Below are 25,018 nucleotides of genomic sequence, written 5' to 3' on the forward strand. Positions count from 1 at the left end.
ATATAACATCTTTTAACAATTTATTATTAGGAGAGTTTCTACCTTTACCACATCACACATAAAAACGATTTTGCTATGAATTCCACCACACTATCATTGAAGGGCAATAGTGAAATACTTATTAAGAAACCCGGTTTAAAAGACCTTATAGCCGTTGCAAAGGGAATGAAAAAAGATGGATTTTCCTACGATGAAATAGCGAGGGAAACAAAGCTTACCTTGGCTTTTGTTATGTCTTTGTTTAAATAATTGCACTTAAGGTTAAAAATATGCATTCCCCTTTGGATGGTCTTCCGAGGGGAATGTTAACAAATCATCAGCGCTACCCTTACTTTCCTACAGTAAGTTATAGGTGATAATAAGTTCCCTGGACGGTTTGAACAAACTGCTTATCCAAACCTTCAAATACCGTATGCATGCGTATCGATACCTATTAAATGTTTAAACATATATTTTTTTTAAAACTATTTCATTTATGAATCCAATCTACTATTTTTGTAGACATTAAAAAAAATAGCGTATGAAGACAATTATCCCAGCATTTGCCCTGGTGCTCCTTTTAGCAGCATGCGGTGGCTCAACCAGTGATCAAGCAAAAACTGAAGAAAAACAAGAAGCAGCTGCAGCAACAGGCATTGTTTATGACATTGATACAACTACCACCCAAGTTACCTGGCAAGGCACGCACAAAGGTGGTGTAGCCCCTCGCTTTGGTAATATTAAGGTTGTAGGCGGTTCACTTTCCGTTGAAAACGGTGCAATCACTGCAGGCGATTTAGAGCTAAACCTTACAAGTTTAAAAGTTGATCCTACCTCCGTTACGGAAGAAGGTAAAAAACATACAGATTTGGAAGGCCATCTCAAAAGCGCCGATTTCTTTAATGTGGAGAAACATCCTGCTGCAAAATTTGTGATCACCGCTGTAGCCCCTTACGATAGCACACAGCAAAAGAGCCTACTTCCAGGGGCTACTAACCTGATCAGTGGTAATTTAACGTTGAAAGATAGTACGTTAAACATTACTTTTCCTGCTCAGCTTGCAGTAGCTGAAAACGAAGTAACAGGTAAAGCAAGATTCACGATCGACAGAACGGCTTGGGGTCTTAACTATAAAACGGAAGGAAGTCCGGAAAACTGGGCAATCAGCAAAGACATTGAAATAGGCTTCGATCTTAAAGCCGTAAAAAAATAAGATAGCTAATATATTATTTTGAAAAGGTCTGCCCATCAAGTCAGACCTTTTCTTTTTTATGTCCTCCTTCAACGCTATTTCATCAATTCCTTGTTTTTTTCTTCTACACCGCATAGCAGAGCAACTCATTTGCTTCTTTACTACATTTTTACGCATAATCAACAATGACCATACATTTTTAAGGTTTTCTTTTTATCTTACGGCACCTTGTGTTGTATGACCATTTATATACCGATTACAGGGAGATTCAAACAAAAGACTATTGCACATTGAATACGTGTGTACATAGCATCATGTCACAAATGTTCATTAAAACAGGTTTTATTTAAACTTCGCTACGATGTCCACACTGGAAAATATAAAGAAAAATAAAATAGTTGCCATTATTAGGGGCGCAAAGCCCGATGATGTTCTTTATATAGCGGAAGCGCTATACAAAGGGGGAATCCGCCTAGTGGAGATCACCATGAATTCAGCCGAGCCTCTTGCTACAATAGAGCGCGTCAGCGATCAATTAGGTGATAAATTAACGATCGGCGCCGGAACAGTGTTAGATGGTGATACCGCAAAAGACGCCATAAAAGCGGGCGCACGATTTGTACTCTCTCCTATAGTGGATAAAGAGGTTATTGAAGTAACAAAGCGCCTCGATCGCGTAAGCATTCCGGGAGCTTATACCGCAACAGAAATCTACCAAGCCTATAAAATAGGCGCAGATATTATCAAGGTTTTTCCTGCCACCTCACCATCCTATCTAAAAGACATTGCAGGTCCTTTACCACAGATTCCTTTGCTACCGACCGGCGGCGTCACCTTGGATAACATTGCTGACTTCAAAAAGGCAGGAGCAATTGGGTTCGGCATAGGGAGTTCCTTAGTGGACACGAAGCAAAAAGTGACGGATGAGTATCTTTCAAAGCTTACCGATATCGCACAAAAATTTGTAAAGGCAATTCATGTATAAACCATAGTCAAATGAAAATTAAAAGTTACGAATTATTTCAGGTACCCCCACGGTGGCTATTCCTAAAAATAGAAACGGATGAAGGAATTGTGGGTTGGGGAGAACCGGTAATTGAGGGTAAAGCAGCTACCGTAAAAACGGCGGTGGATGAGCTAATGGGCTATCTAATAGGTAAAGATCCGATGCCAATTGAGGATCATTGGAATGTGCTCTATCGCGCTGGCTTTTATCGTGGTGGCCCTATTATTATGAGTGCTATTGCCGGTATTGATCAGGCTTTATGGGATATAAAGGGCAAATTCTATAATGCCCCGGTTCATCAGCTGTTGGGGGGCAAGGCCAAAGATAAAATGAAGGTTTATTCCTGGATCGGCGGTGATCGACCGGCATCCGTTGGCTTAGCAGCAAAAAAAATGCTTGATCAGGGTTTTTTGGCAGTCAAAATGAATGCGACGGAGGAGTTACAATATGTCGATAGCTATGACAAGATAGACGATGCGATTGCGCGAATTGCAGCCGTACGAGAAGCCACCGGACCCGCGTTCGGAATAGGAATTGATTTTCATGGTCGTGTCCATAAACCCATGGCGAAGATTCTCGCTAAAGAACTGGAACCCTATAGACCCATGTTCATCGAAGAACCCGTATTGCCCGAGAATAACGAAGATTTACGGGAGATTGTAAGACATGTAGCCATTCCGATTGCTACCGGTGAACGTATGTTTTCTAAATGGCAATTCAAGACCTTGCTGAAAGAAGGCTATGCAGATATTATTCAACCGGACCTTTCGCATGCCGGCGGTATTACAGAATGTAAAAAAATCATCTCCATGGCAGAGGCCTTTGACGTAGCAGCTGCGCCACACTGCCCGCTAGGCCCTATAGCACTAGCTGCTTGTCTACAGGTCGACGCTACCTGCCATAATGCATTTATACAGGAGCAAAGTCTAGGTATTCATTATAATGAGGGAAGCGATTTGCTTGACTATCTGGTTGATAAAACCGTATTTGAATACAAAGATGGATATGTTAACATACCCGATAAACCGGGATTGGGTATCGAGATTAATGAAAATTATGTAAGAAAAATGGCTGCCATTGGCCACAATTGGAAAAACCCCCTTTGGAGACATCAAGATGGAAGTGTAGCCGAGTGGTAATTCGTATAATGAATAAATTAAATCCAGCAGTAAAACCGACAAAAATCAGACATCAGATGCTCTTTCTGATCTTCGTAAATGTGGTTATAAATTACATGGATCGCAGCAATTTAGCCGTGGCGGCGTCCGATATCGGTAAAGAGTTTAAATTTTCGTCTGTACAAATGGGACTGATTTTTTCGGCCTTCAGTTGGACTTACCTTTTGTTTCAAATTCCCGGCGGAATTCTGGTTAAGCATGTTAGCCCTCGAATCCTCTATGCAGTTAGCTTAATCACTTGGTCTTTCGCAACCATTGTACAGGGTTTTGCAAGGGGTTTTTCCACTTTGTTCGGATTACGCATGGTAACAGGTGCATTTGAGGCACCGGCTTTTCCTATTAACAATCGGGTAGTAAGCACTTGGTTCCCTGAAAATGAAAGGGCTTCAGCGATAGGCGTATACACTTCGGGACAATTCCTCGGACTTGCTTTTTTGATGCCCGTTTTGTCAAAGATTCAATCTTATGTAGGCTGGAAAGGGTTATTTGTAGTAACGGGATTAATCGGCGTCGTTTGGGGTTTTGTTTGGTATTTTTTTTACCGCGACCCGACTAAACATAAAAAAGTCAATGAAGCAGAACTTAAAATGATAGCAAGTGGAGGAGGTTTGTTAAACCAGACAACAGCTAAGGAGGCTAATTCAAAAAGAACTTTCAAATGGGCTGATTTAAGAGAAGTGTTATCTCATAGGAAGTTATGGGGTATTTATATCGGTCAGTTTGCCGTTAACTCCACCTTGTGGTTCTTCCTTACTTGGTTTCCCAAATACTTGGTGGATTATCGCGGAATGAACTTCATACAGTCGGGTTATTGGGCGTCGATACCTTATCTTGCTGCTTTTTGCGGTGTGCTCAGCTCTGGCTTTCTCTCCGACTATCTCATCAGGAAGGGCGTTTCAACAGCAAAAGCTCGTAAACGTCCCATCATAATCGGTCTTTTAATCTCTGCACTTATTCTAGGTGCTAACTATGTCGAAGCCCCCCTATTAGTCATTTTATTTATGTCCTTGTCTTTTTTTGGTGTCGGTTTTGCATCGATCACGTGGATATTTGTCTCCACATTGGCACCGAAACATCTTATTGATATAACGGGTGGCGTCTTTAATTTTATTGGTCAATCGTCAGGTATTATTGTTCCCATAGCCATTGGTTTTTTGGCAAGCGGAGGTAATTTTGCACCTGCCCTGATTTTTGTGGCTGCATTAGGTCTGCTCGGTGCATGCTCTTATCTTTTCTTGGTAGGAAATGTTGAACGGATAAAATCGAACGATCAGGATGAATTAGTAAACGAAAAAATTTAATGGATCAATTTTTAAGCTGCGACTGGGGAACAAGTTCTTTTAGATTACGATTAATTAATGCTAACAACCTACAGGTATTAGCTGAAATAAAGGAGAATCGGGGTATTATGGAAACATTTACCGCTTGGCAGCAGAGAATGCCCCTCACCGATCGCATCACATTCTATGGATCAGTAATAATGGATCAAATTCGGGTTTTAAGTGAAAGGCTTCATGCTCCGCTCGCTGGAGTCCCCGTCGTATTATCCGGAATGGCCTCATCCTCCATAGGGCTTCTTGATCTCCCTTATAAAGTTTTGCCATTCAAGCTGGATGGTTCCGATCTTCACATTGAAGTTTATAAAACCGATGAAAGTGCTAATCCATTTATTATCGTGTCCGGTGCCCAGACTGAAGATGACGTCATGCGAGGAGAAGAAACCAAACTAGTGGGATGTGCTCCCTATCTGATAGAAAGTGAATCGGAACAATTATTGGTTCTGCCGGGTACGCATCCAAAGCACGTAACCATAAAAGATCACCAGGTGATCGGCTTCAAAACATTTATGACGGGCGAGTTTTTTGATATCCTTTCAACAAAAAGTATTTTATCGAGTTCCATCGAATCAGGCGGAGATTTCAATCATCCAAGCAATAGAAAAAGTTTCATGGAGGCTGTAGAACGAAGTCAAACCGTAAATTTACTCCACAACAGCTTTATGGTTCGTACGAATCAGCTATTGAAACAGCTCCCCAAGCAACAAAATTTCTTTTACCTTAGCGGATTGCTTATTGGAACCGAACTCGCTGGTTTAGGATCAAAAAAATCCATATACCTCCTTGGTGGATCATTACATCATTCTTTATACAGGGCAGCTTGTTCTGCGCTCGGTATTGATATCGTGCAATCTCTGGACGCGGATCTGGCTTTAGTGAATGGACAGGCAATCATTTTTTCTAGATTCAAACAAGACTGACGCATCACGCGTCTCGAATAGAATCCTTTTTTATTTTGATGGCAAATAATGTCCATGAGGCCACGAGTAATAACACAGCCGATGCTTGATAAATAATTGAAAGATCGACCTGTGCATCTTTTAACGCACCGCCAACATACACCATCAAACCACCGATAATCGTGCTTAAAAAATTGAGGAATCCATAACCGGTAGCAATGTACCGATCATCGGCTACCTGTCTTAAAATAGGCATCAGATTAGCATCGTTAAATCCTCTCGCCAAGCCGAAGATCAACATCGCGAAAATGGCAATACTAAAAACAGAAGTTGACGCCATTAAAAATAAAAAAGGAGCACCGAGGGTAAAACCAATAATAAGCATATAAAGGCGCCCTCTATTATTCTTGCGCGTCCAACGATCTGCTAAAACACCACCTGCAATTACACCGATGAATGAACCTATTTGTATGTATCCTGTTGCCGAAATACCTGCTTCTCCCAAATCCAAATGAAAGTGCTCTTTGAGAAATGTAGGCAACCATCCGTAAACGAGCCAATTGACAACGCCCAGTACGGCAAAATAAAACAAGAGAATATAAAAAGAGGCTTCACTAAATAGATTTTTCAATGCCCCTCGGATATTAATATCTAAAGCTTGAGGAACGATTTCCTTTGTATCAACGTGCTCAATCTTATAATCTTTTAGAACCCTTAATAAAATGAATGAATAAACAATACCCACGATACCAAAAACATGAAAACCCTCACGCCACCCCCATAACTCAGCAATATAGCCGCCAATACCTCCCAATGCCAGTCCTGCATATAAACCACTCATATGTAGACCGGTTGCCAACGATCGAGTACGCCCTCGATGATAGTCGGTAATCAATGCCAAAGCTGCGGGAATGTAGCAGGCTTCACTTAAACCCATAACCAGACGTGCAATCAGCATTTCGGGAAAAGAGGTGGCAAAACCTGTCCATAGCGTAACTGCAGACCAAACCATAACGCTAAATACAATAACTTTCTTCCTACTGTATTTATCGGCGAAAAAACCACCAAATGGACTTAAAATCCCGTATGACCAGAGAAAAACGGACGTCAGTAAACCGAATTGTGCATCTGATAATTTAAAATCGGCTACAATAGGATCACGCATGGATGTTATTAAGATACGATCGAGGTAATTTAAAAAGGCTACCACCCATAAAAGGGCTACGATAAACCATGCGTAAGGATTGGCAGTTTCTTTGTTATGTTCCATTATCGTTCGTTATTTTTTCAACATCAGTCTCAATACACGAGGGGTTCTAACGGCGGGCCGCACCTCTCCGCCAGGTATGATAATGGCATCGTTCCATATAGCCAAACCAGTAGTTACCGGGGCCCATTTACTTCCATTAGGATTCATGATCGCATCTTCCTTTTTCACCGTGGCAATCTTTCCTACCACCTTCCAGGTATTTGTTATTACATCATAATCCAGTATATTGTCGGAAAAGCCGGGATGCTGATCTTTTAACTGACTTGCCTTTGCAGCTAGAGCACCGTCATCTCCACCAAAAATTAAAAGATGAGACTTTTCATGGGCATAAGCCGGTGTTGGCGCGGCAACAACCGGTTCAGGGAGATCAGCTATTCTTTCCCAACCTACTTGAGGGGTATAGGCATACGCATCTTTCAGATATTTTCGAGCGCCATCTTTCAAACTTGTACCGCTGAATAGGTAGAATTTTCCTTGCTGGGCGCCAGCAACAGCTAGCATTCTGGAAGAACCGGGCCAAGCATCAAGTATCGCCCATTTTTTCCGATCAGCGGAAAGATCTAATGCCCAAAAATTCTTCTCCGCTACTGTTGCATCAGGTTTACGGATACCTCCCGCTACATAAATTACATTTCCCAACAGTACACCAACACCATTGGCTAATGGATAGGGCAAATCGGGCAATGCGCTTCTTTCAATTTTTCCATGGCGATACTGCAGCATCCAAACTTCTCGCCGATGCCCTTGCGCATTACTTCCTCCTACAAGAATCACCGAATTTTGCCAAGATACAGATACACCATATCCCAAAGGGTAAGGTAATCTCCCTACTTCTTTCCATGTTCCAGCCATGCTATCTAATGCAAATATCTTATCGTACCACACTTTTTCAGAACCTGTCCAAGGAGCCCCTCCATCCGGGAAATTGGCGCCGCCAATAAACAGCAACGCCCCATTGCTAACACCGGCAAAAGACCCGGCAAAACCAATCGGATCCGGGAGCGCTTGCAGTTCATCCCATTTCAGCTGAATCGCGGAACCGATCTGTGCCAAAGCCCTATTTGAAAACAAAATCATACAAAGAGTTAAGAATAAATAAGTCTGTCTACCCATAGCAATGTTTTTCTTACATCTCATCCCTGTTTAAGCGGTCGTGCTGAAACCTTTGCCAACACGTCAAAAAAATCATTCGCATCCAAGGCGCTTTTCAGTTCTTGAATTTCATCTTCATGCAGTGGCTCAAGCGGTAATCGACACGAGCCGAGATCAAAACCTATCATCTTCATAACGGCACGCTGTGCAGGAATCGGTGGGTATTTCACCAAACAACGCACCATATTAACAGCGTGCAATTGCAAATTTGCGGCCTCTTCATGCCGTCCACTCCTGTAAGATGTCAATAGCTGTATATATAAAGGGGCCGCAAAAGTATACGTGCTGCCGATAGCCCCTTTCGCACCGATGGCTAATGCCGGCAAAAGCATCTCATCATAACCAAACAACACATCAAATTTCCCCCCTTTATAATTTAAGCAAGCTTGATACTCATGTAAAGTAGAGGCGGTATACTTAAGTCCTGCAAAATTAGGAATACGTTGTTCGGCTTCTTGCAAGAATGCAAGCATATCAATAGCTACGCCGGTTAACGTTGGAATATGGTAGTAGTAAAAAGGGGTATTAGGTGCTGCAGCGGCAATTTCACGCATACTGTTCACTAAATTCCGGACGGTTGTTGGTTTAAAATAAAAGGCCGAGACGGCGGATATGGCATCCGCCCCAATAGCCTCCGCATGTGCCGCTAATCGACGGCAGTCCGTAATCGAACTGTGTCCAACATGAACCAGCACCAAGAGCCGTTTATTAGCCGCTTTCACATAAGCTTCGGCGATCGCCATGCGTTCTTCCACAGTCAGATTGGGTCCCTCTCCATTCGTTCCGCAAATAAACACCCCAGATAGCCCATCAGCTACCATTTTATCTACTATTGTTGATATAATACGCAAATTTATTGTTCCATCTTCATTATACGCTGCGAAGGTTGCCGCGATCAATCCGGTAATTTTATTCATATATATTATTCATTTTAAATTATGTAAACATCCTTCCTATAGGTTCATTGAAGCAATTTTTTGTAGGTAATCACTACATATACGTCTATAGATTTATTTTTCATTCAACCAATCCGGTTTAAAGATCTTCAATACAATATTATAGTTCCAGTCTTTCCCGGAATTTGTCTCAAATAAGCAATAAATAGTGCCGTCTTTCCCGATCGCGACATCTGAATAACCTGATGGTCCGGCGTGAATTAGTTTGCTGATAGGCCAAGTGTGCCCCTCATCATAGCTCACCTTAGCCGTCAAATTTTTACGTGGATGTTTTGAAATAGCACGGCTATCCGGATTAATGAACAAGATTCCTTCCTTCCTATCCGATAAGCGGATAATGCTTGCCATGCATATTGGATCGAAAAGTGCCTTATCAAACACCGGTTTTGACCAGCCACTGATACCATCCTGACTATAACTGACTCCGCGCAAATGCTCCTCCGAGGCATTTCTGATATTAACCATTACCCTTCCGTCCTTTAATTGGATGGCCATGGTTTCACTGGGATTTTTAAACGCTACGCTATTATTCGCGATGATTTCACCGCGTTTCCATGTCTTTCCAAGATCATCGCTATAAATGGTGGCAATGCATGAGGGAGCATGGCTTCGATGAGGTACTGTTTTAGCAGGGTCGCTCAACCACACCGGAACAAGCAATCTACCATTTTTTAATTGTATACTATGTCCCGGTCCGGGAGCGAGCACTTTCCAGTCATAAACTGGCTTAAAATCCTCAAAAGTTGCTGTAATATCAGCAGCAGGACTCCAAGTTACACCGTCGTCTGTAGAATAAGTATAGTAAGCGCGCGCATAATCCCGTTGATATAAGAGGTGTATGGTTCCGTTATTGTCTACAATAGGTGTAGGATTACTCGTCGGCCCCCTTTCTTTTGCTGCAATAACAATCGGTGCCTCCCAACTTTTCCCACCATCTCTGCTTCTACGCATTAACAAATCCATTTCCGACCAATCACTCGCTGTTCCAATCCGACCTTCACAAAAGGCTAGCAAAGTACCTCTTTTACTCATTACCAAGGCCGGTATACGCGTCGAAGCATAACGCTCATTGGGCTTAAACACCACGCTACTATCCAAAATAGTGAGTTCTCCACCGCGTTGTTTAGCCTTTGCTTCGTATTGGGTGAACAATAAACCGATCAGTAGACAGACAAAAAAATACCTTAATGCTTTTCGCTTATTTTCAATCATGATTTTACGTTTTCTTTATTTATTTCTTCCTACAAAAACTTCGGGTAAAAGTTCGGCACATTGCTGTCTAACAAGTTGTATCTCTCCTTCCGGAATCCAGTTATATGGCCAGCGTAAGCGTGTACTTATACTGGTCCACCCACCTACTGCCGCCATAAATTTATCGACGGCCTGATTGGCATAATCGCGATCTCGAATATAGGGTGCAATACATTGTTGCATAAATTGTTGGATGCGTGATTGCATTTCAAATGGATCACCGATCCGTTGCACGATGTCATCATACCAATTCTGTGCAAGCCCCGGGTGTAAACAGGCCACATTAGAATAAGCACCATGAGCTCCGGAGGCAATTCCCGTCGCCAGCTTATGGCCAGGTATAAATATCGAAAATGGAACAGGTAATTCACGCATCGCTTGATACCATTTTTCGTCCCCTCCTGCCACCTTGCACCCAACTAAAGGGATACCCAGTCGTAGAATTTCAGCAAAATCTTTGGGCAGAAGACACTTTTTTGCATGAGGTGGGTTATATAAAACCAGCTTAATCGGATCAGCCTCTTCCGCCATTCGTGTTAAAAACGTAATAACTTCAGATGAAGAGGGCACAAACCAATCCGGCAAAATAACTTGAATGGCTGATGGTTTTAGCAATTTGGCTCGTTGCAACCTTTCTAAAGATAGCCTTGGACTCATGTGCGAACACCCAATCTGAAAAGGCATCGATGCAGCATTGCATTTGATGGCAAGCATCTCATGGATACGATCAAACTCATCTTCGCTTTGATTGTAAAATTCACCCGCAGTACCGTTCGAATAAATCCCATTCACTCCATATGCTATTAATGTGTCGATTTCATCTTCCAATTGATCATAATTAATACGGTCATCGTCGTTAAGTGGGAGCAACAAAGTTGCCCAATTACCATAAATCTCATTTGCTCCTAATGGCGTCATTTTTTTGATTATTAATAACCTTCTGTTTGTGGCCGGAATAATGGTGTTGTTTTCCAATAAGGCCCGGGGTTCATAGAGAAAGTTCTATTCCTTCCATCAGGGTTCTGTACGACCATTTAAGATCCAAGCTAGATTGAATTTATTGAATTCAATGGATTTATTGCTATTAGCGGAATCATGCACATTTTCATTATATTCGATTAAGGCACCAATGCAGTAATCTGAGGTTTTAACCATACTGGAGTAACCCCCGTAAACCACCGTACTCTCCGTATAATTGCAATTGCTTCCGCTATAAAGCGCTCTACTTATTGGCCAGCTTTCCCCATCATCATAACTAATCCGAACAGTCATATTACAGCGCTGTCCAGTTCCATTTGGATTTAAAAAAATAATTCGATTTGGATCATCAACATTATAGCGAAGGATGGAACCTTCACATTTTGGATCCGGAAGCGCCGAAACGGCAGAAAAAGGTGAAAAATTTCCAGGGATCGTACCAACAGACTTTCTTCTTGTTTTTGAAATATTCCATTCCGTTGTATTAGGACGATCGTTTCGCATTAAATTTCCATTCATTAACTCCACCAAGGTGCTTTCATCTGTACCCCCGGGCATAAGTTCATACTGCCAGGTAGCCCCATGGTCGTCACTGTAAATATTTCTTCCATAGGCCGGAATAATCAATCTACCGGGATGATCATAGGCCGTTCTGATACCGATACCCGGACCCACACAATCCCAAGTGTAATCTGTAGGCGTTAACGTGTTCGTTCGATCGAGCGGATCAGACCAGGTGGCACCATGATCATCGCTATATGTAGTATGGATTCTTCGATCGCCCCAAGCCTGAAAATCAGACCACTTGGTTTTGAATTCATCATTCCATTCTAAAAAGAGCCATATTCGACCATTCACCCCTACTGTGGGGTCATAAACGGCTGTCGGATTTCCCCAGGTACCATTTCCTTTTCCAACAACTTCACCTAATGCCGACCAAGTTGTTCCATTATTGGTCGACCTTTTAAATACAACGTTAATATCACCGTAGTCACTTGGGCTCCAGCGCCTACCTTCCGCAAAAGCGACCAAGGTTCCATTTTTCGTTTTGATAATAGATGGGATGCGATACGAGTGATAAATTCCCTCGCTACCTCCATTAAAGACCGTTACCCGCGTATTGATCGGGGCAGCTAAGCTTGCTTGCTCAACAAGTGATGTATCTGTGTCTAAGTTTACTTGTTTTTCTTTATCGGCATCCAGTACTTTCGCACAACTTAATACCATACATAAAACAAGGCCTAAACCAATATAGCTTAGATTTATTGTTTTAATTCTTCGGATTTTAAGCGTATTCATCTAGATTTATATTTGGTTATTAGTACTTATGTAGTACATATCAAATGTGAAAACTATTTTAAACATTTCCAAATTTTTATTAAAAATAGTTCATCGGGGCATAAAATATTTTATCAGTCCAAGCGAAAAAGAGGGTAATTATATGGGGCTTAGTCGGCTGCCGGAGGGTTCAAGAAATGGGATTTGTGATCACGCTTAATACCTAACAAAAAATTATGACACGGTCCGGTACGAGAAGTTTAATAAATTCAACGTCAGTTGATAAGGTGTTTGCCGCTCCCAGCGGGCAATCATCCAACTGATAAAGCTTATATTAAAAATATCTCTATTTTCTTCCACATCCAGCATCGCCAATACGTTGATTTGGAAGGTTTTTTCGAAAGCAATGGAAGGCTTCAACAGATATTTCTCTATTAAAGCGACAAAATCAATAACGCGTTTCTCACGGGTAGTAAGCAAATATTTTTTATAACGTCGTTTAAAGCTTGTTAATCGTGATGTGGCTAATTCAATATTTTCAAATTGCGCATGGATCAAAATCTCCATTAGATTTTTACGAATCGTCCACAACATACCTAACTTTTTCTCATACCATGCATCGCTGTGCGTAAATTTCGCCAGATACCGAAGACAGCTCGTATCGTTATCCTGCGCCAGAAACATAGTCAGGCACAGTTGTAAATCATCGATTTCTTCTTGCGCTGTTTTTTTATTGGTGGAATTGATGGCACGACGCAATAGCTCGATGGCCTGTTCGGATTCACCTGAGTAATAACAGTTCAAGGCAGAAAGTAATTGGTGGCGAAAGAAAAATGTTTTATAATATTGTTGGTCTTCTTCCATCAGTTGCATCATTTGCGCCAAATAAGCTTTGCTTGCTGTAAAGGACTTATTTCTAAGATTAAAATTCGCCAGGTAATAAAGAATAGATAAATGATAAAATCGATGATAAACCGCTGTTGATCCTTGATCTTGAATGAATTGATACCCCTTACGAATATAGGATTCGATAAGCCGATAGTTCTGATGAATATCGGCATATTCATTGGCAATGAAAAGAATCTGATAAAGTGACTTATAATTCATCAGATCGTGTATGGCAATTTGATACCTCTTCATGGTTTTTCCGATAAGCATGGTAAGGTCAACCACTTTTCCTTTCAAGTGAATATCCTGAAGCTCTTGTCTTAAAAACGCATAAGCGACATGGAGCTTTGCCTCACGTTTCAAATGTGTTTGATTGGTTAAAAAACGTGCCGTCAATTCTTCCAAATCCTCAGCGGCATTTAGATGGGCATACTGTAACCGCAACAATAAGATTTCGTTCAACAAACTAAATTGTTCTAATCCAATAGCGATCTTCTCTGCTTTTGCCAAACATTTAAAAGCGATTTTTGCCAAATTATTTTCCAGTAAAAAACGGCTAACAACCAGCAATCTTAACGCCTCATAGGCTTCACTGTTGCTATTTTCAAAGGTCTTTTGAGATAAAAACAACAAAAGGTTATCTTGTAACCTTTTTCGTAATGCATGATAAGCATCGTTGTTTTTATTCGAAGAATATATATTTTTAATATATTTTATATCATCAGTTTCTAATAGGTCAAATAGCTGTATATTTTTTACGTCTTTGCGTTTATTTTTTCGTTGTTGAAATCGCAAAAAATCCTTTTTATCGTTATTATTGAGAAGTTTAATAAGTTCTGAAAGTGTATCCATAGAGATCTATTTCGATAAATCACAAATATAAAATAAAAATTTATATCGTCATTTTTAATAAAATTTTGATTTGAAGCGCTAAATTTTACAGTGCAATTTTGTCTTCGTTATTAATCATAAAAAGGGCCCGTCAAATTGGGTTTGTAAGTAAAATGCATTAAAAAGAAAAAAATGGAACCGCTAGAAAAAACAAACGAAGAAAATTTGTCCAAGACAAAACTCGATGAAAAAGAAAAGAACCCTTTTCAACCAACAGGTGCCTTTATTGGCGCTTCATGGATGGCGCTACTTGCCGGCACAGTAGGCTATTGTATTGGCCTATGGAATGCGAGCATGGAATTGAATGAAAAGGGCTATTATTTTACTATTCTGCTTTTCGGCCTATTCGCCGTAATTTCAGTACAAAAGAGCGTGAGGGATAAAGCCGAAGGATTGGCTGTAACAGAACTATATTATGGTTTGAGCTGGTTCGCAACTATAGCAGCCATCGTGTTATTGATCATTGGCTTGTGGAATGCCGATCTCACGTTAAGTGAAAAAGGATTTTATGGAATGTCCTTTGCGCTAAGTGTATTTTCGGCAATTGCTGTTCAAAAGAATACGCGTGACGCCAAACTATTTGGAGATAAAAACCTATAAATAGCGGTAACCTCGCAGCACCTACCAGGTAGGGCTGTGGGGTTTTAAATCTTCATAACTAATAAACTCAAAAATAACCGGAGATGAAAAATATGGAACGTGAAGACATCCATCTTATCAGCAGACACAGTACCCTCTCTCAAAAGGGTATTGCAAAAGCACTGAGAGAAAAAGTATATCCCACGAGCGAATCATGGTTCAAGTTCCTGAAGCTCTTTTTCTTCGTATTTGGCATTGGCTTTTCCCTATTGGGAATCGTTTTCTTTTTTGCCTATAATTGGACAGCACTGCATAAGTTTGTTAAACTGGGCCTGGTAGAGGGACTCATTATCATCACAATGATCATAGCCTTACTTCCGCAGATCGATAAACGCACCAGAAACTTGATGATAACGGGATGTTCGCTTCTTATTGGTGTCTTGTTTGCCCTGTTTGGACAAATCTATCAAACCGGCGCAAATGCATATGACTTCTTTTTAGCTTGGACATTGTTTATCACGCTCTGGGTGCTTGTTACAGACTTCTCCCCGCTTTGGCTTCTTTACTTTCTGTTGATCAATACAACGCTCATTCTATACCAGCAACAAGTTGCAGCTGATTGGTCCGTCACTTGGCTATTTACGTTGCTATTTTTGATAAATGGCACCGTCCTTATCACTTCTACACTCATTCAGCGATTTCGGATCGGTAATTTAAACATCCCGATTTATTTTCTAAACATCATGGCATTAGCAACCGTAACTTTTGCAACGAGTGGACTCATAGGTTATATTTTTCAATTCGATTGGCGGGAGTCCTCGCTTCTTATACTTAGCTATACACCGGCATTTTTAGGTGGTATTTACTATGGTATAAAGATCAAAAGTGGTTTTTACCTTTCCGTCCTTCCGTTTAGTCTGATTGTACTGATATCAGCGCTGTTAGTCAAGATTTCGGAGAACGAATGGATGTTTTTATTAATCAGCATATTCATCATGGCAAGCGCAACTTTAGTCGTTCGGAATCTCATTCATATGCACAAAGAACAACCGTATGAAAAGCAAAGATAATATAACAGAAATGATCGATTATTTACGGTCTACCGACAATGGGAATCCGCTATTTGACGAAGATCGTATCATCGCGGCTTATCAAAAGCAGGGTGTACCGCAGACTTTACCTGTAAAGATGATGGCTATTTTTGGCGGATTATTGACAAGCCTTGCTTTTTCCGGTTTTCTGGTGATCACGGGAATATATCAATCCGTCTATGGCTTGTTAGGCTTCGGAGTAACTTGTATTATAGCCGCCATTTGGATCAATAACAAATACAACAAGGTTATATTGGATACCTTAAGCATCTCCTCATTTATCATTGGCTTGATTTTACTCTGGTTTGGCTTGGATCAGCTGGGCGTCCATGAAAATTTACGCTACCTGATCTATAGCATCCTGTCTCTTTGCTCCCTCCTATCGACCCGGGGTTATATACTTAATTTCGCAGCGATCTTCATCATGAACGGAAGTATTTTAGCACTTATACTGTCAACGCGATCTTATAGTCTGATGCAAATATATGTATCAAGTCTCACGGTATTACTCTACTTTTTTTTGCGTCAAGAAGCGGGTATTATCCATATGAAAAAAACATTTTCAGCGCAATACACCCCAATAAGAGCAGGTCTTGTCTTCTCTTTTCTATCCGGTTTGGTTTATCTCGGAAAAAGAGGGCTTATTCCCTTATCAATGGGGTATACTTGGGTTACATCCATGCTTATTATTACAGCAATTGCATTTTTGATGTCTACGCTCCTACCCATTTTAAAGATTAAGCGTACAATGCACAAAGTTTGCGCGTATACGTTGACCATTGTCATCTTGTTACCAACGGTCTCTTCTCCAGCTATATCCGGCGCCGTGCTTTTGATGTTGTTGAGCTTCTTAGTGAACTATCGAACAGGCTTTGTCATCAGTATTATTGCATTGGTTTATTTTATTTCACAATATTATTATGATTTGAACCTGACCCTGCTGATTAAATCTGTATTACTCGCTTCATCTGGAATTAGTTTTTTATTGATTTATTTCTTTTTCTTAAAAAACATCGATAACAAATGAAAAAGTACATCATTCCTATTATTATACTAAACCTGCTACTCGCATTGGTTTACATTAATCATTCGGTCATGAAGAAGGAAAAACTGCTAAAGGAGGGAAGACTTGTTTTGTTGGAACTTGCACCTGTAGATCCACGTTCCCTCATGCAGGGTGACTACATGGCCTTACGCTATAAAATTTCGAGTAATATACCTGCCGATAGTCTAAAAAGACGCGGCTACTGTGTCGTAACGCTTGACGCAAGAGATATTGTGAAAGATGTAAGGTATCAGTCTGAAATCACACCGACAAGGAGCAACGAATACCCAATAGCTTACACACGATCGAATCGATGGAATATAAACATCGGTGCGGAATCCTTCTTCTTTCAGGAAGGTAAGGCGAAAAAATATGAAAAAGCAAAATACGGTGGTTTGAAAATCGACAAAAATGGAAACAGCTTACTGATTGGACTCTATGATGAGAATTTACGAAAAATAGAATAGCTAGCTACAATAAGGAAGATCTTTCCAAAAAATCACTTACTTTCAGCTTCGTATTCCTTTTCATTATCAATATATAAAACCGATTCCTTGGCATCAAACTTATATACCTCGTTTTGATAGGTTTCTCCTACATCTTTATTCAACACAATCGTTTTGCTTTCATTTGGCAAAAACAATTCAAGTTTTGATCGATCGTCATTAAATAATACAAAAGCACTGATCACAGCTTCTCCTTCTTGGATCTTCAGGGGGTTTAAGCGCTGACCGACATTAAAAATCTGAACACAGCTCTGTTTGATTTCACTCCAGGTTTCACCGGCAGCAACAAGACAGCCATGGTCATCTTTTTGGCCACCAACTGCCGTGCCCTCTTTGTTGGTTTGTTCCTCAACATGGCCGGTCGTATTATTTTGTTGGTTATTACATGCAGCTAACATCATGACGGCGAACGAGAATAAGACGAATTTTTTCATATTCTAAAATAATTAAATTTCATAAAATATCAATACTGTTCGGTTAAATTTTCAACAGGCCTAAAAAGCCTGATTGTTTTTTTTGAGCGATGTTTTTCTGCCCGGGGCCGATAACATGGTCACGTCTGAAAGATATTTAACTGACTTTGATCTTCCTTGTTTAACCTATCCCATTTCACATCTGGATTATCCAGGAACTTAAACAGGTTAATGTAAGTTAAAGCATGGTTTCTGATAAAAGATACCATGTTTGAAAAAGCCCATCTGTGTTTTGTTCTTCCCTTTATCACCAACAGGATGAGCTGCGCGATCAGGGATACCCAGATCTGCATCTCGATGACATTCTGAGATTCCCCAAGGAAGTATTTAAGGGGGAAGTTCTGTTTTAACCTTTTGAACAGCGATTCTATCTGCCACCTTTGCCGGTAAATATCGGCAATAGCGGTAGCCTCCCGCTCGAAGTTATTGGAGAGAAACTCATAGATACTGTCATTTGCATGATCGTAATAGAATACCCTTCGTTATAATAAAGGGCTGCCTTTTACCCCTATACTGATCACTTCACCTTCCATCACCTGGTCCGCATCTTTTTGGTGGACAGTAAATTGTTCTAAAGATTCATAAACAGCATTTTCCTTCTGTCTGGTCACAAAGAACACTCCTTCCATATCCCAGCTGGCGTATTGCGCATAATCAACATAGCCTTTGTCAAATACCACAAGGGATCCCTTTTTAAGCTCCAGTTCCTTCAGGAATACATGGTCATGGGTGGCTGCCGATGAAAAACATACCAGCGAGGGTACATCTTCCCGTGAATTAACCATGGTATGCACTTTGATGCCCCCTTTCTTCTTTCCTTCTTTCGGGTTACGTCCAACACCTTTGAGCACATCACTGAAAAGGCTGATGGTGGTGGAATCCACAATATACAGATCCTTTACCGGCAATCTTTTATTCCAGCTGTCCTGTAAAAATGAACGGCTATAGAGCTTTTGGTAGATCTTAGCGAATACATCGCTGCTGCGCTTACTGTTGGCATCGGCAAAAATGCTCTTTTGGAAATCACCGCTTGGGAACAACATGAATGAAAGGTTGGTAGAGACTATGTAGTTAATCAAGGGCCGTGCACTGGTAGTGGACATATTATCCCTAAATGGAGTTTTTATGTCCGAATATTTATTCAGGACATAACTAGATCATTTTCAAACTATTAACTTAATATTCCTGTATTACCGATTAATTATCTAGATCTATATGTCAACACATAAAGTGGCACTCAAAGTTGTATAGCAGCAGGAGTATTTACACCGTTCGGCAACTTGCCTAGTATTTGGGGAGTGATATCATTGTTTTAATTTTTAGGGACAAATCATTTCTTCGGTCGTCTTCCTTATAAACGAAGTTCGTATGTGCGCAACAAAAGTTACTGAACAGCGCATTGGTTCGAAAAATTGAATAGTTATTGATTTTAAAACAAGAGTCTAAAATGAATTTTTTCTATACACTTATCCCCGTATTGTTAGCCATACTAGTGAGCAGGTTCTTTATTCCTTTTATTATTTTGGTGACGTACAAAAAGCGGCTTTTTGATCCGATTGATGAACGCAAAATACATCAACGGATCGTTCCACGCTTGGGCGGAGTTGCCTTTGCTCCTATTCAATGTTGTGTGTTCATCCTATCTCTGGTCGTGATGATTAAAATACTACATCTGGATCTGAATGTAGCATCTTGGGCAATTCTTCCTAGTTTCATGTTGTTGCTCTGTGGTTTATTCACTCTTTTTGTTGTTGGTATTGGCGATGATCTGATCAGTATAGACTATAAGTGGAAATTTATGATTCAGCTATTAGTGGCCTCTTTCTTTCCGCTATCAGGATTATGGATCAATGATTTCTATGGTGTATTTTTTATTCATAGTTTATCACCTTGGATAGGGATTCCCTTTACTGTTTTTATGGTCATATTGATTATTAATGCCGTCAATCTGATTGACGGATTGGATGGCCTTTGTTCAGGGATAGTTGGTGTTGGTTGTTTGGTATTGGGCGGGTTATTTGTCTATTACGGGGCTTGGCTTCACGCCCTCTTCGCTTTGATCACATTGGGGATACTTATTCCATTCTTCTTTTTCAATGTGTATGGTGTTACGCATCGTCGCAGGCAGATTTTTATGGGGGATACTGGCAGTATGACATTGGGATATTCGATGGCTTTTCTTGTCATCAGCTTTGCAATGAACAATACCTACATTAAGCCGTTAACAGATGGGGCTATTGTTATCGCATTATCAACACTCATTGTACCGGTCTTGGATGTTGCCCGTGTCATGTGTGTGCGTTGGTTCCAAAAGAAACCAATCTTTAAACCAGATCGTAATCACTTACATCATTTTCTGTTGAGATTGGGGCTATCGCCACGTAAGGCCATGTTGTCTATTCTATTATTGACATTGTTCTTCTGCCTATTTAATATCGTAGCTGTCAGGCTGATCCATACCAGCTTTGTTGTATTGGCCGATCTACTGTTATGGGGAGTGTTTCTCAAAGTATGTACTGGCTTAGAAAAAGAGCGGGTCAAAATGAAGGAAAAGGTGAATGTATCAAAGGATCAAGATAAAGAGTCTTTGCCCATCAATATGCAGGTCTCTAAAAACTTTATATTAATAAAATAGCGATCTAAATCGTAGAGAATAATCGGATTCGGAAGCACTTTTTTGCTGCGAATGGAGTAATTAAATAAATAGAAAAATGAAAATAACAATAATAGGCGGTTCAGGTTTTGTTGGAACACATCTTCTCACACAATTTTATGAGTCCGACATGAATGACCTGTTAAATATAGATAAGGCGCCGAGTAAAAAGCATGCTGCTATCAGCACACTCGGAAATGTATTGAATAGGGATCTGTTAACTCAGCAATTGAAGGGGAGTGATATTGTTATTCTACTAGCGGCAGAGCACCGAGATGATGTAAACCCCGTCTCGTTGTATTATGACGTTAATGTAGTGGGAATGAAAAATACGTTAGCTGCAATGGAAGCAAATTCAATCAAAAGACTCTTGTTTGTTAGTTCTGTAGCGATCTATGGTCTTGATAAGGATAATCCCAACGAATGTACCGCAGCAGCCCCATTTAATCACTATGGTATTAGTAAATGGCAGGCGGAACAAGTGCTTCAAGATTGGTACAAAAGTCATGAAGATTGGAATATTAATATTGTGAGGCCCTCGGTTATTTTTGGAGAAGGAAACCGTGGTAATGTATACAATCTTTTCCAACAGATAGCCTCTGGAAAATTTATGATGATCGGCAAGGGAGATAATCGAAAATCTATGGCCTATGTCGGGAATATTGTCGCATTTTTGGCTTACTTGACGAGCAAACAATTGGAAGGTTACAATGTCTACAATTATGTAGATAAGCCTGATTTCAATACAAATGAGCTGGTTTCTTTAGTTTGCAAATCTCTGAATAAGACCATTGCCACAAGACGTATCCCTTATTGGTTAGGTATGTTAGGCGGATATGGATTTGACGTATTAGCCTGTTTGACTAGGAAAAAACTGAATATCAGTTCCGTGCGGGTGAAAAAGTTCTGTGCTTTCACCGTATTTGATGCTGCCAAGGTTGCTTCATTAGAATTTGAGCCTCCATTTACGCTGGAGGAAGGTTTGAGCAGGATGATCTCAATAGAGTTTCCCATAGACAAGATCTGATGGATAAGCGAAGAATGTTCATCAATTTAATTTCGAATTTATTGAGCGTACTTTCGGGGCTATGTATTTCTTTTTTTCTCACACCTTACATTGTAGGTACCCTAGGAAAGGAAGCTTATGCTTTTTATCCATTATCCACCAACTTTCTTTCCTATACGGGTATTCTCACTGCGGCATTGAACTCGATGTCCGGTCGATATATTACGATAAGTCTAGAACAACAGAACATAAGTGAAGTTAACGTGTATTTTAATTCCGTTTTATTTGGTAATTTATTCTTCGCATTGCTTTTTTTTCTGTTGAGTATCTTGTTTTGTGTCTTTATTACTTCTATTCTTGATATTCCAGGTGTAATGCTAGCTGATGTACGATTATTATTTGCCTGTGTTTTTATGGGTCTCGTAATTAGTCTGTCTTCTTCTGCTTTTTCGGTTGCTGCATTTGCATTAAATCGTTTTGACATTCTGGCTTTTAATAATATCATGATGAATATCATTAAATTGGCACTTACGATCACATTATTTTACTTTTTTAAGCCACAAATCTATTATTTAGGTGCGGTGACCCTTGTTACATCTATTTATTTCTTTGCGGTTAGCTATAAAAACACAAAAAAACTGTTGCCACAGATCAGAATAAGTACTGAATTTTTCTCCTGGAGTGCTTTGTCATTATTAATGGGGGCCGGCATTTGGAATTCCATTTTGTCATTGTCCAATGTCATTAATTCACAGCTGGACCTCTTGCTTGCTAATAAATTTTTCGATACTTCGGCTATGGGATTGCTCTCGTTGACCAAGTTTGTTCCGACTTCTACACAGTTGTTATTGAGTGTTGTTGTGCCTATATTCTTGCCTGATATGCTCAAAGCTTACGCAAATGAAGACATGGAAAAGTTAAAGTTGCATCTTGATTTTTCATTTAAGGCGGTGTTTTTTGTTGTTCTTATTCCTTTGGCAGTATTTTTCGTTTATGGCGAGGAGTTTTTTAAACTTTGGTTGCCGGGTGAAGATCATTATGCCTTATACCTGATTTCGTTGATTACATTAGGTCCCATTATTGTACACGCAACGATAGAGACGGTTTATCACGTATTCGTCATTACCAATAAATTGAAGCCTGCCTCCATTTGGGGAATATTCGTCGCTCTCGTTAATGTAGGTCTTATTTTGGTATTTTGCCGTTATAGTACATTAGGTATCTACTCAATTCCTCTAGCTGCTTTAGTGACGGGAGCGGCCAGCCATCTTGTTTTTACGCCATTGTATGCCTCACATTGTTTGCAGGAAAACCGCGGCTACTTTATTTCAAAGATCATAATTGGTTTATTTAGCTTCATCGTCTTGGTGATGGTTGGATTTGCCTGGAAAAGAGCCGCATTGGTCGAGGTCGATTCATGGCTAACATTAATGCTTAATTGCCTTATTGTAGGTGTGGGGATTTTTATACTTGCTTTATTCCTTCGGATTGATAAGAAAGCATTGCGTTATTTTTTAGATAAATTAAAGAAGAAATATAGTGGATAATGTAGAGGGTAGGTACAACGACCCATTGTAGGAATACGAGGTCCAGTCCACTTATAAAGTATAATTTTAATTTTACAATGATAAGAGTCATGAGTGTATTAATTACCATAATCGTACCCATTTATAATGTTGGGGAATACATTGAAAAATGTGCCAGGTCACTTTTCGAGCAAACCTATCAGAATATAGAGTATATATTTGTCAACGATTGTACCACGGATAATAGTTTGGAGATTTTGACGGCAGTCATAGCCGAATACCCTCTTCGGAAGCCCTTTATACATCTATTGCATCATACAGAAAATAAGGGTTTACCCAGCGCACGTAATACCGGTTTAATGGTAGCTTCAGGAGATTATGTTCTACATTTTGATAGTGATGATTGGGCCGCATTGGATATGATCGAACGTATGGTTTTGCCTGCTGTCAAACGAAACGCAGATATTGTTTTTTGTGATATATACAATGTATGGGGAGATCAGCTATCTGTCTACCCGCAAATCAAGCGAGACACTTATGTTGAATACTTAGTAGATTTATTTTGGGGTAGATCACAAGGGAGTGTATGTAATAAGTTAGTTAAGAGGGCACTTTTTGAGGCGCACGCGATCAGATTTCCTGAGGGATTATCCATGTTGGAAGACTTAAGGACTGTTGTCCAGTTGTTCTACTATGCCGTTCGCATAGTACACATTCCTCAGCCATTGTATTTTTATGTCACATCACGTACGAATTCAATAAGTGGAGCGAATTTCAAAAAAAGCAGGCAAGTCAGTTCAGACCGCATAGCGAACGTGAAGGGTATTCAGGCATTTTTGAAATCAAAAAAGGTTCCGGTTTTAAGTCGTGATCTGGCAATGCTTAAATTGGAGGCCAAGCGAAATCTTTTAATTAATGCGGATGGGATTGACACATTAGTGCAATGGCGGGGCATATTTCCCGAAGCGAATAAATATATCGCAGTAAGTCTATTGCCATGGCATTATAAACTCATTGTTCATTGTGTATTGAAAAGATCTTGGCTGATTCCCCAGTGCTGGATATGGATGAAGAAAATGAAAGCACAGCTCGGACAGGCCATCATCAGGTCTGTTAAGCGACTTTGTAGCTAAGGGTCTATATGATTGCGGCTCAAGGCATAAGTTTTGTTATAATTAGGAAATAAGTGTACGATACAGTACCTTTGGGTGATATACCCCTAATTCTCAAATATGCTGGTAGAGTCATTAAGTGTATTAACGGATGAAGAACTTTATGATCATGTGAAAAATGATGATGAGCGTGCGTATACAGAATTGTACGAACGGTTTAAACGTCCGCTATTAGTTTATGCGCTAAAAAAGATCAAAGAAGAAGAAGCCGCCGAAGATATTGTGCATGATGTATTTGTCAAACTTTGGGTCAATCGTAGCAAGATCGAACTGAAGGGCCGATTTGTAGGCTATATATTCAAGGCTTTACGCAATAGGATAATTGATCATTTTGCGCGATCCACGTACGCGCAGCAATACTTAGATTCACTGGAGTCCTATTCTGAACAGATGTTCAGCAGTCCTGCTGATTATAAGGTCAGGGAAGACTCTTTTTGGGAAAATATTGAGCAGTTATTAGACAAACATAGTGTTAATGCTCCTACTATTGTACGCTTACGGATGGATGGCTATAATAATCATGAAATTGCAGCACATCTGAATGTTTCAGAGAAGACGGTGCGTAACAAACAATCAACAATTATAAAGTATCTGAAGTCGAAATTCACACAGATAATGGTCTTAGTTTGTTTGCTGCTGTTTTTGCTTTTTTAGAAGGGATTGTTTTGATAATAGTCAAATGGGGTTTTAGATAAAAATAAGGGCGCAGAAT

Annotated in this window: 23 protein-coding genes and 1 pseudogene; 15 read left to right on the forward strand and 9 right to left on the reverse strand. The window is 40.1% G+C overall.

Features of this window, described 5'->3' with window-relative positions; all coding sequences use genetic code 11:
• Nucleotides 1-75: 75 nt before the first annotated feature.
• The 6 genes from RYH73_RS09075 to RYH73_RS09100 all read left to right on the forward strand — a co-directional run bounded on the left by RYH73_RS09075 (nucleotide 76) and on the right by RYH73_RS09100 (nucleotide 5,612).
• A complete protein-coding gene (locus tag RYH73_RS09075) occupies nucleotides 76-249 on the forward strand; it encodes a hypothetical protein (RefSeq protein ID WP_335313101.1) in 174 nt (57 codons plus the stop codon).
• A 271-nt stretch (nucleotides 250-520) separates the two neighbouring features.
• Nucleotides 521-1,192: a YceI family protein gene (locus RYH73_RS09080; RefSeq protein WP_335313102.1), complete on the forward strand. Its 672-nt coding sequence runs from the start codon at nucleotides 521-523 to the stop codon at nucleotides 1,190-1,192.
• Nucleotides 1,193-1,532: 340 nt separating this feature from the next.
• Entirely contained in the window at nucleotides 1,533-2,156 is a 624-nt protein-coding gene (locus RYH73_RS09085) for a bifunctional 4-hydroxy-2-oxoglutarate aldolase/2-dehydro-3-deoxy-phosphogluconate aldolase (protein WP_335313103.1), read from the forward strand.
• Between the two features lie 11 nt (nucleotides 2,157-2,167).
• Complete coding sequence (dgoD, locus tag RYH73_RS09090; RefSeq protein WP_335313104.1) at nucleotides 2,168-3,316, forward strand: galactonate dehydratase; 1,149 nt, start codon at nucleotides 2,168-2,170, stop codon at nucleotides 3,314-3,316.
• A gap of 8 nt (nucleotides 3,317-3,324) precedes the next feature.
• Entirely contained in the window at nucleotides 3,325-4,656 is a 1,332-nt protein-coding gene (locus RYH73_RS09095) for an MFS transporter (RefSeq protein ID WP_335313105.1), read from the forward strand.
• Nucleotides 4,656-5,612, forward strand: a complete 957-nt coding sequence (locus RYH73_RS09100; RefSeq protein WP_335313106.1) for a 2-dehydro-3-deoxygalactonokinase — start codon at nucleotides 4,656-4,658, stop codon at nucleotides 5,610-5,612. Before RYH73_RS09095 ends, RYH73_RS09100 begins: the two co-directional genes overlap by 1 nt.
• Before the next feature lie 4 nt (nucleotides 5,613-5,616).
• Here the strand turns inward: RYH73_RS09100 and RYH73_RS09105 are convergent, their stop codons facing one another.
• The 7 genes from RYH73_RS09105 to RYH73_RS09135 form a co-directional block, all read right to left on the reverse strand.
• Nucleotides 5,617-6,861, reverse strand: a complete 1,245-nt coding sequence (locus RYH73_RS09105; protein ID WP_335313107.1) for an MFS transporter — start codon at nucleotides 6,859-6,861, stop codon at nucleotides 5,617-5,619.
• Nucleotides 6,862-6,870: 9 nt separating this feature from the next.
• On the reverse strand, nucleotides 6,871-7,938 hold the full coding sequence (locus RYH73_RS09110) for a galactose oxidase (RefSeq protein WP_335313108.1): 1,068 nt from the start codon (nucleotides 7,936-7,938) through the stop codon (nucleotides 6,871-6,873).
• A 56-nt stretch (nucleotides 7,939-7,994) separates the two neighbouring features.
• Nucleotides 7,995-8,930: a dihydrodipicolinate synthase family protein gene (locus RYH73_RS09115; RefSeq protein ID WP_335313109.1), complete on the reverse strand. Its 936-nt coding sequence runs from the start codon at nucleotides 8,928-8,930 to the stop codon at nucleotides 7,995-7,997.
• 93 nt (nucleotides 8,931-9,023) lie between these two features.
• Entirely contained in the window at nucleotides 9,024-10,181 is a 1,158-nt protein-coding gene (locus tag RYH73_RS09120; protein ID WP_335313110.1) for a sialidase family protein, read from the reverse strand.
• A 15-nt stretch (nucleotides 10,182-10,196) separates the two neighbouring features.
• The gene (locus tag RYH73_RS09125; RefSeq protein WP_335313111.1) at nucleotides 10,197-11,138 is read right to left on the reverse strand and encodes a dihydrodipicolinate synthase family protein; all 942 of its coding nucleotides are present in this window, start codon (nucleotides 11,136-11,138) and stop codon (nucleotides 10,197-10,199) included.
• A gap of 96 nt (nucleotides 11,139-11,234) precedes the next feature.
• Nucleotides 11,235-12,497 carry a sialidase family protein gene (locus tag RYH73_RS09130; protein ID WP_335313112.1) on the reverse strand — a complete coding sequence of 421 codons (1,263 nt, stop codon included), beginning with the start codon at nucleotides 12,495-12,497 and terminating at the stop codon, nucleotides 11,235-11,237.
• 213 nt (nucleotides 12,498-12,710) lie between these two features.
• On the reverse strand, nucleotides 12,711-14,216 hold the full coding sequence (locus RYH73_RS09135; RefSeq protein ID WP_335313113.1) for a hypothetical protein: 1,506 nt from the start codon (nucleotides 14,214-14,216) through the stop codon (nucleotides 12,711-12,713).
• A 171-nt stretch (nucleotides 14,217-14,387) separates the two neighbouring features.
• Between RYH73_RS09135 and yiaA the strand changes: the two genes are divergently transcribed.
• From yiaA to RYH73_RS09155, 4 genes are all read left to right on the forward strand, one after another.
• Nucleotides 14,388-14,855, forward strand: coding sequence for an inner membrane protein YiaA (gene yiaA / locus RYH73_RS09140; protein WP_335313114.1), 468 nt, complete (start codon nucleotides 14,388-14,390; stop codon nucleotides 14,853-14,855).
• Nucleotides 14,856-14,938: 83 nt separating this feature from the next.
• Complete coding sequence (locus tag RYH73_RS09145; protein ID WP_335313115.1) at nucleotides 14,939-15,904, forward strand: DUF2157 domain-containing protein; 966 nt, start codon at nucleotides 14,939-14,941, stop codon at nucleotides 15,902-15,904.
• Nucleotides 15,888-16,952, forward strand: a complete 1,065-nt coding sequence (locus RYH73_RS09150) for a DUF4401 domain-containing protein (protein WP_335313116.1) — start codon at nucleotides 15,888-15,890, stop codon at nucleotides 16,950-16,952. The genes RYH73_RS09145 and RYH73_RS09150 overlap by 17 nt, the downstream gene beginning before the upstream one ends.
• Nucleotides 16,949-17,437, forward strand: a complete 489-nt coding sequence (locus tag RYH73_RS09155) for a GDYXXLXY domain-containing protein (RefSeq protein WP_335313117.1) — start codon at nucleotides 16,949-16,951, stop codon at nucleotides 17,435-17,437. The genes RYH73_RS09150 and RYH73_RS09155 overlap by 4 nt, the downstream gene beginning before the upstream one ends.
• A 32-nt stretch (nucleotides 17,438-17,469) precedes the next feature.
• Here the strand turns inward: RYH73_RS09155 and RYH73_RS09160 are convergent, their stop codons facing one another.
• Nucleotides 17,470-17,910, reverse strand: coding sequence for a hypothetical protein (locus RYH73_RS09160; RefSeq protein WP_335313118.1), 441 nt, complete (start codon nucleotides 17,908-17,910; stop codon nucleotides 17,470-17,472).
• Between the two features lie 119 nt (nucleotides 17,911-18,029).
• Nucleotides 18,030-19,052: pseudogene (locus tag RYH73_RS09165) on the reverse strand (IS4 family transposase).
• A gap of 344 nt (nucleotides 19,053-19,396) precedes the next feature.
• On the opposite strand from RYH73_RS09165, the gene RYH73_RS09170 reads away from it, so the two are divergent.
• The 5 genes from RYH73_RS09170 to RYH73_RS09190 all read left to right on the forward strand — a co-directional run bounded on the left by RYH73_RS09170 (nucleotide 19,397) and on the right by RYH73_RS09190 (nucleotide 24,960).
• A complete protein-coding gene (locus tag RYH73_RS09170) occupies nucleotides 19,397-20,584 on the forward strand; it encodes an MraY family glycosyltransferase (RefSeq protein ID WP_335313119.1) in 1,188 nt (395 codons plus the stop codon).
• A 76-nt stretch (nucleotides 20,585-20,660) separates the two neighbouring features.
• Nucleotides 20,661-21,629, forward strand: coding sequence for an NAD-dependent epimerase/dehydratase family protein (locus RYH73_RS09175; protein WP_335313120.1), 969 nt, complete (start codon nucleotides 20,661-20,663; stop codon nucleotides 21,627-21,629).
• Nucleotides 21,629-23,155: a lipopolysaccharide biosynthesis protein gene (locus RYH73_RS09180; protein ID WP_335313121.1), complete on the forward strand. Its 1,527-nt coding sequence runs from the start codon at nucleotides 21,629-21,631 to the stop codon at nucleotides 23,153-23,155. The genes RYH73_RS09175 and RYH73_RS09180 overlap by 1 nt, the downstream gene beginning before the upstream one ends.
• Nucleotides 23,156-23,244: 89 nt before the next feature.
• On the forward strand, nucleotides 23,245-24,267 hold the full coding sequence (locus RYH73_RS09185) for a glycosyltransferase family 2 protein (RefSeq protein ID WP_335313122.1): 1,023 nt from the start codon (nucleotides 23,245-23,247) through the stop codon (nucleotides 24,265-24,267).
• 99 nt (nucleotides 24,268-24,366) lie between these two features.
• The gene (locus RYH73_RS09190) at nucleotides 24,367-24,960 is read left to right on the forward strand and encodes an RNA polymerase sigma factor (protein ID WP_335313123.1); all 594 of its coding nucleotides are present in this window, start codon (nucleotides 24,367-24,369) and stop codon (nucleotides 24,958-24,960) included.
• Nucleotides 24,961-25,018 lie beyond the last annotated feature (58 nt).

It is taken from the genome of Olivibacter sp. CPCC 100613, from assembly GCF_036959255.1.
Classification (GTDB): Bacteria; Bacteroidota; Bacteroidia; order Sphingobacteriales; family Sphingobacteriaceae; genus Olivibacter.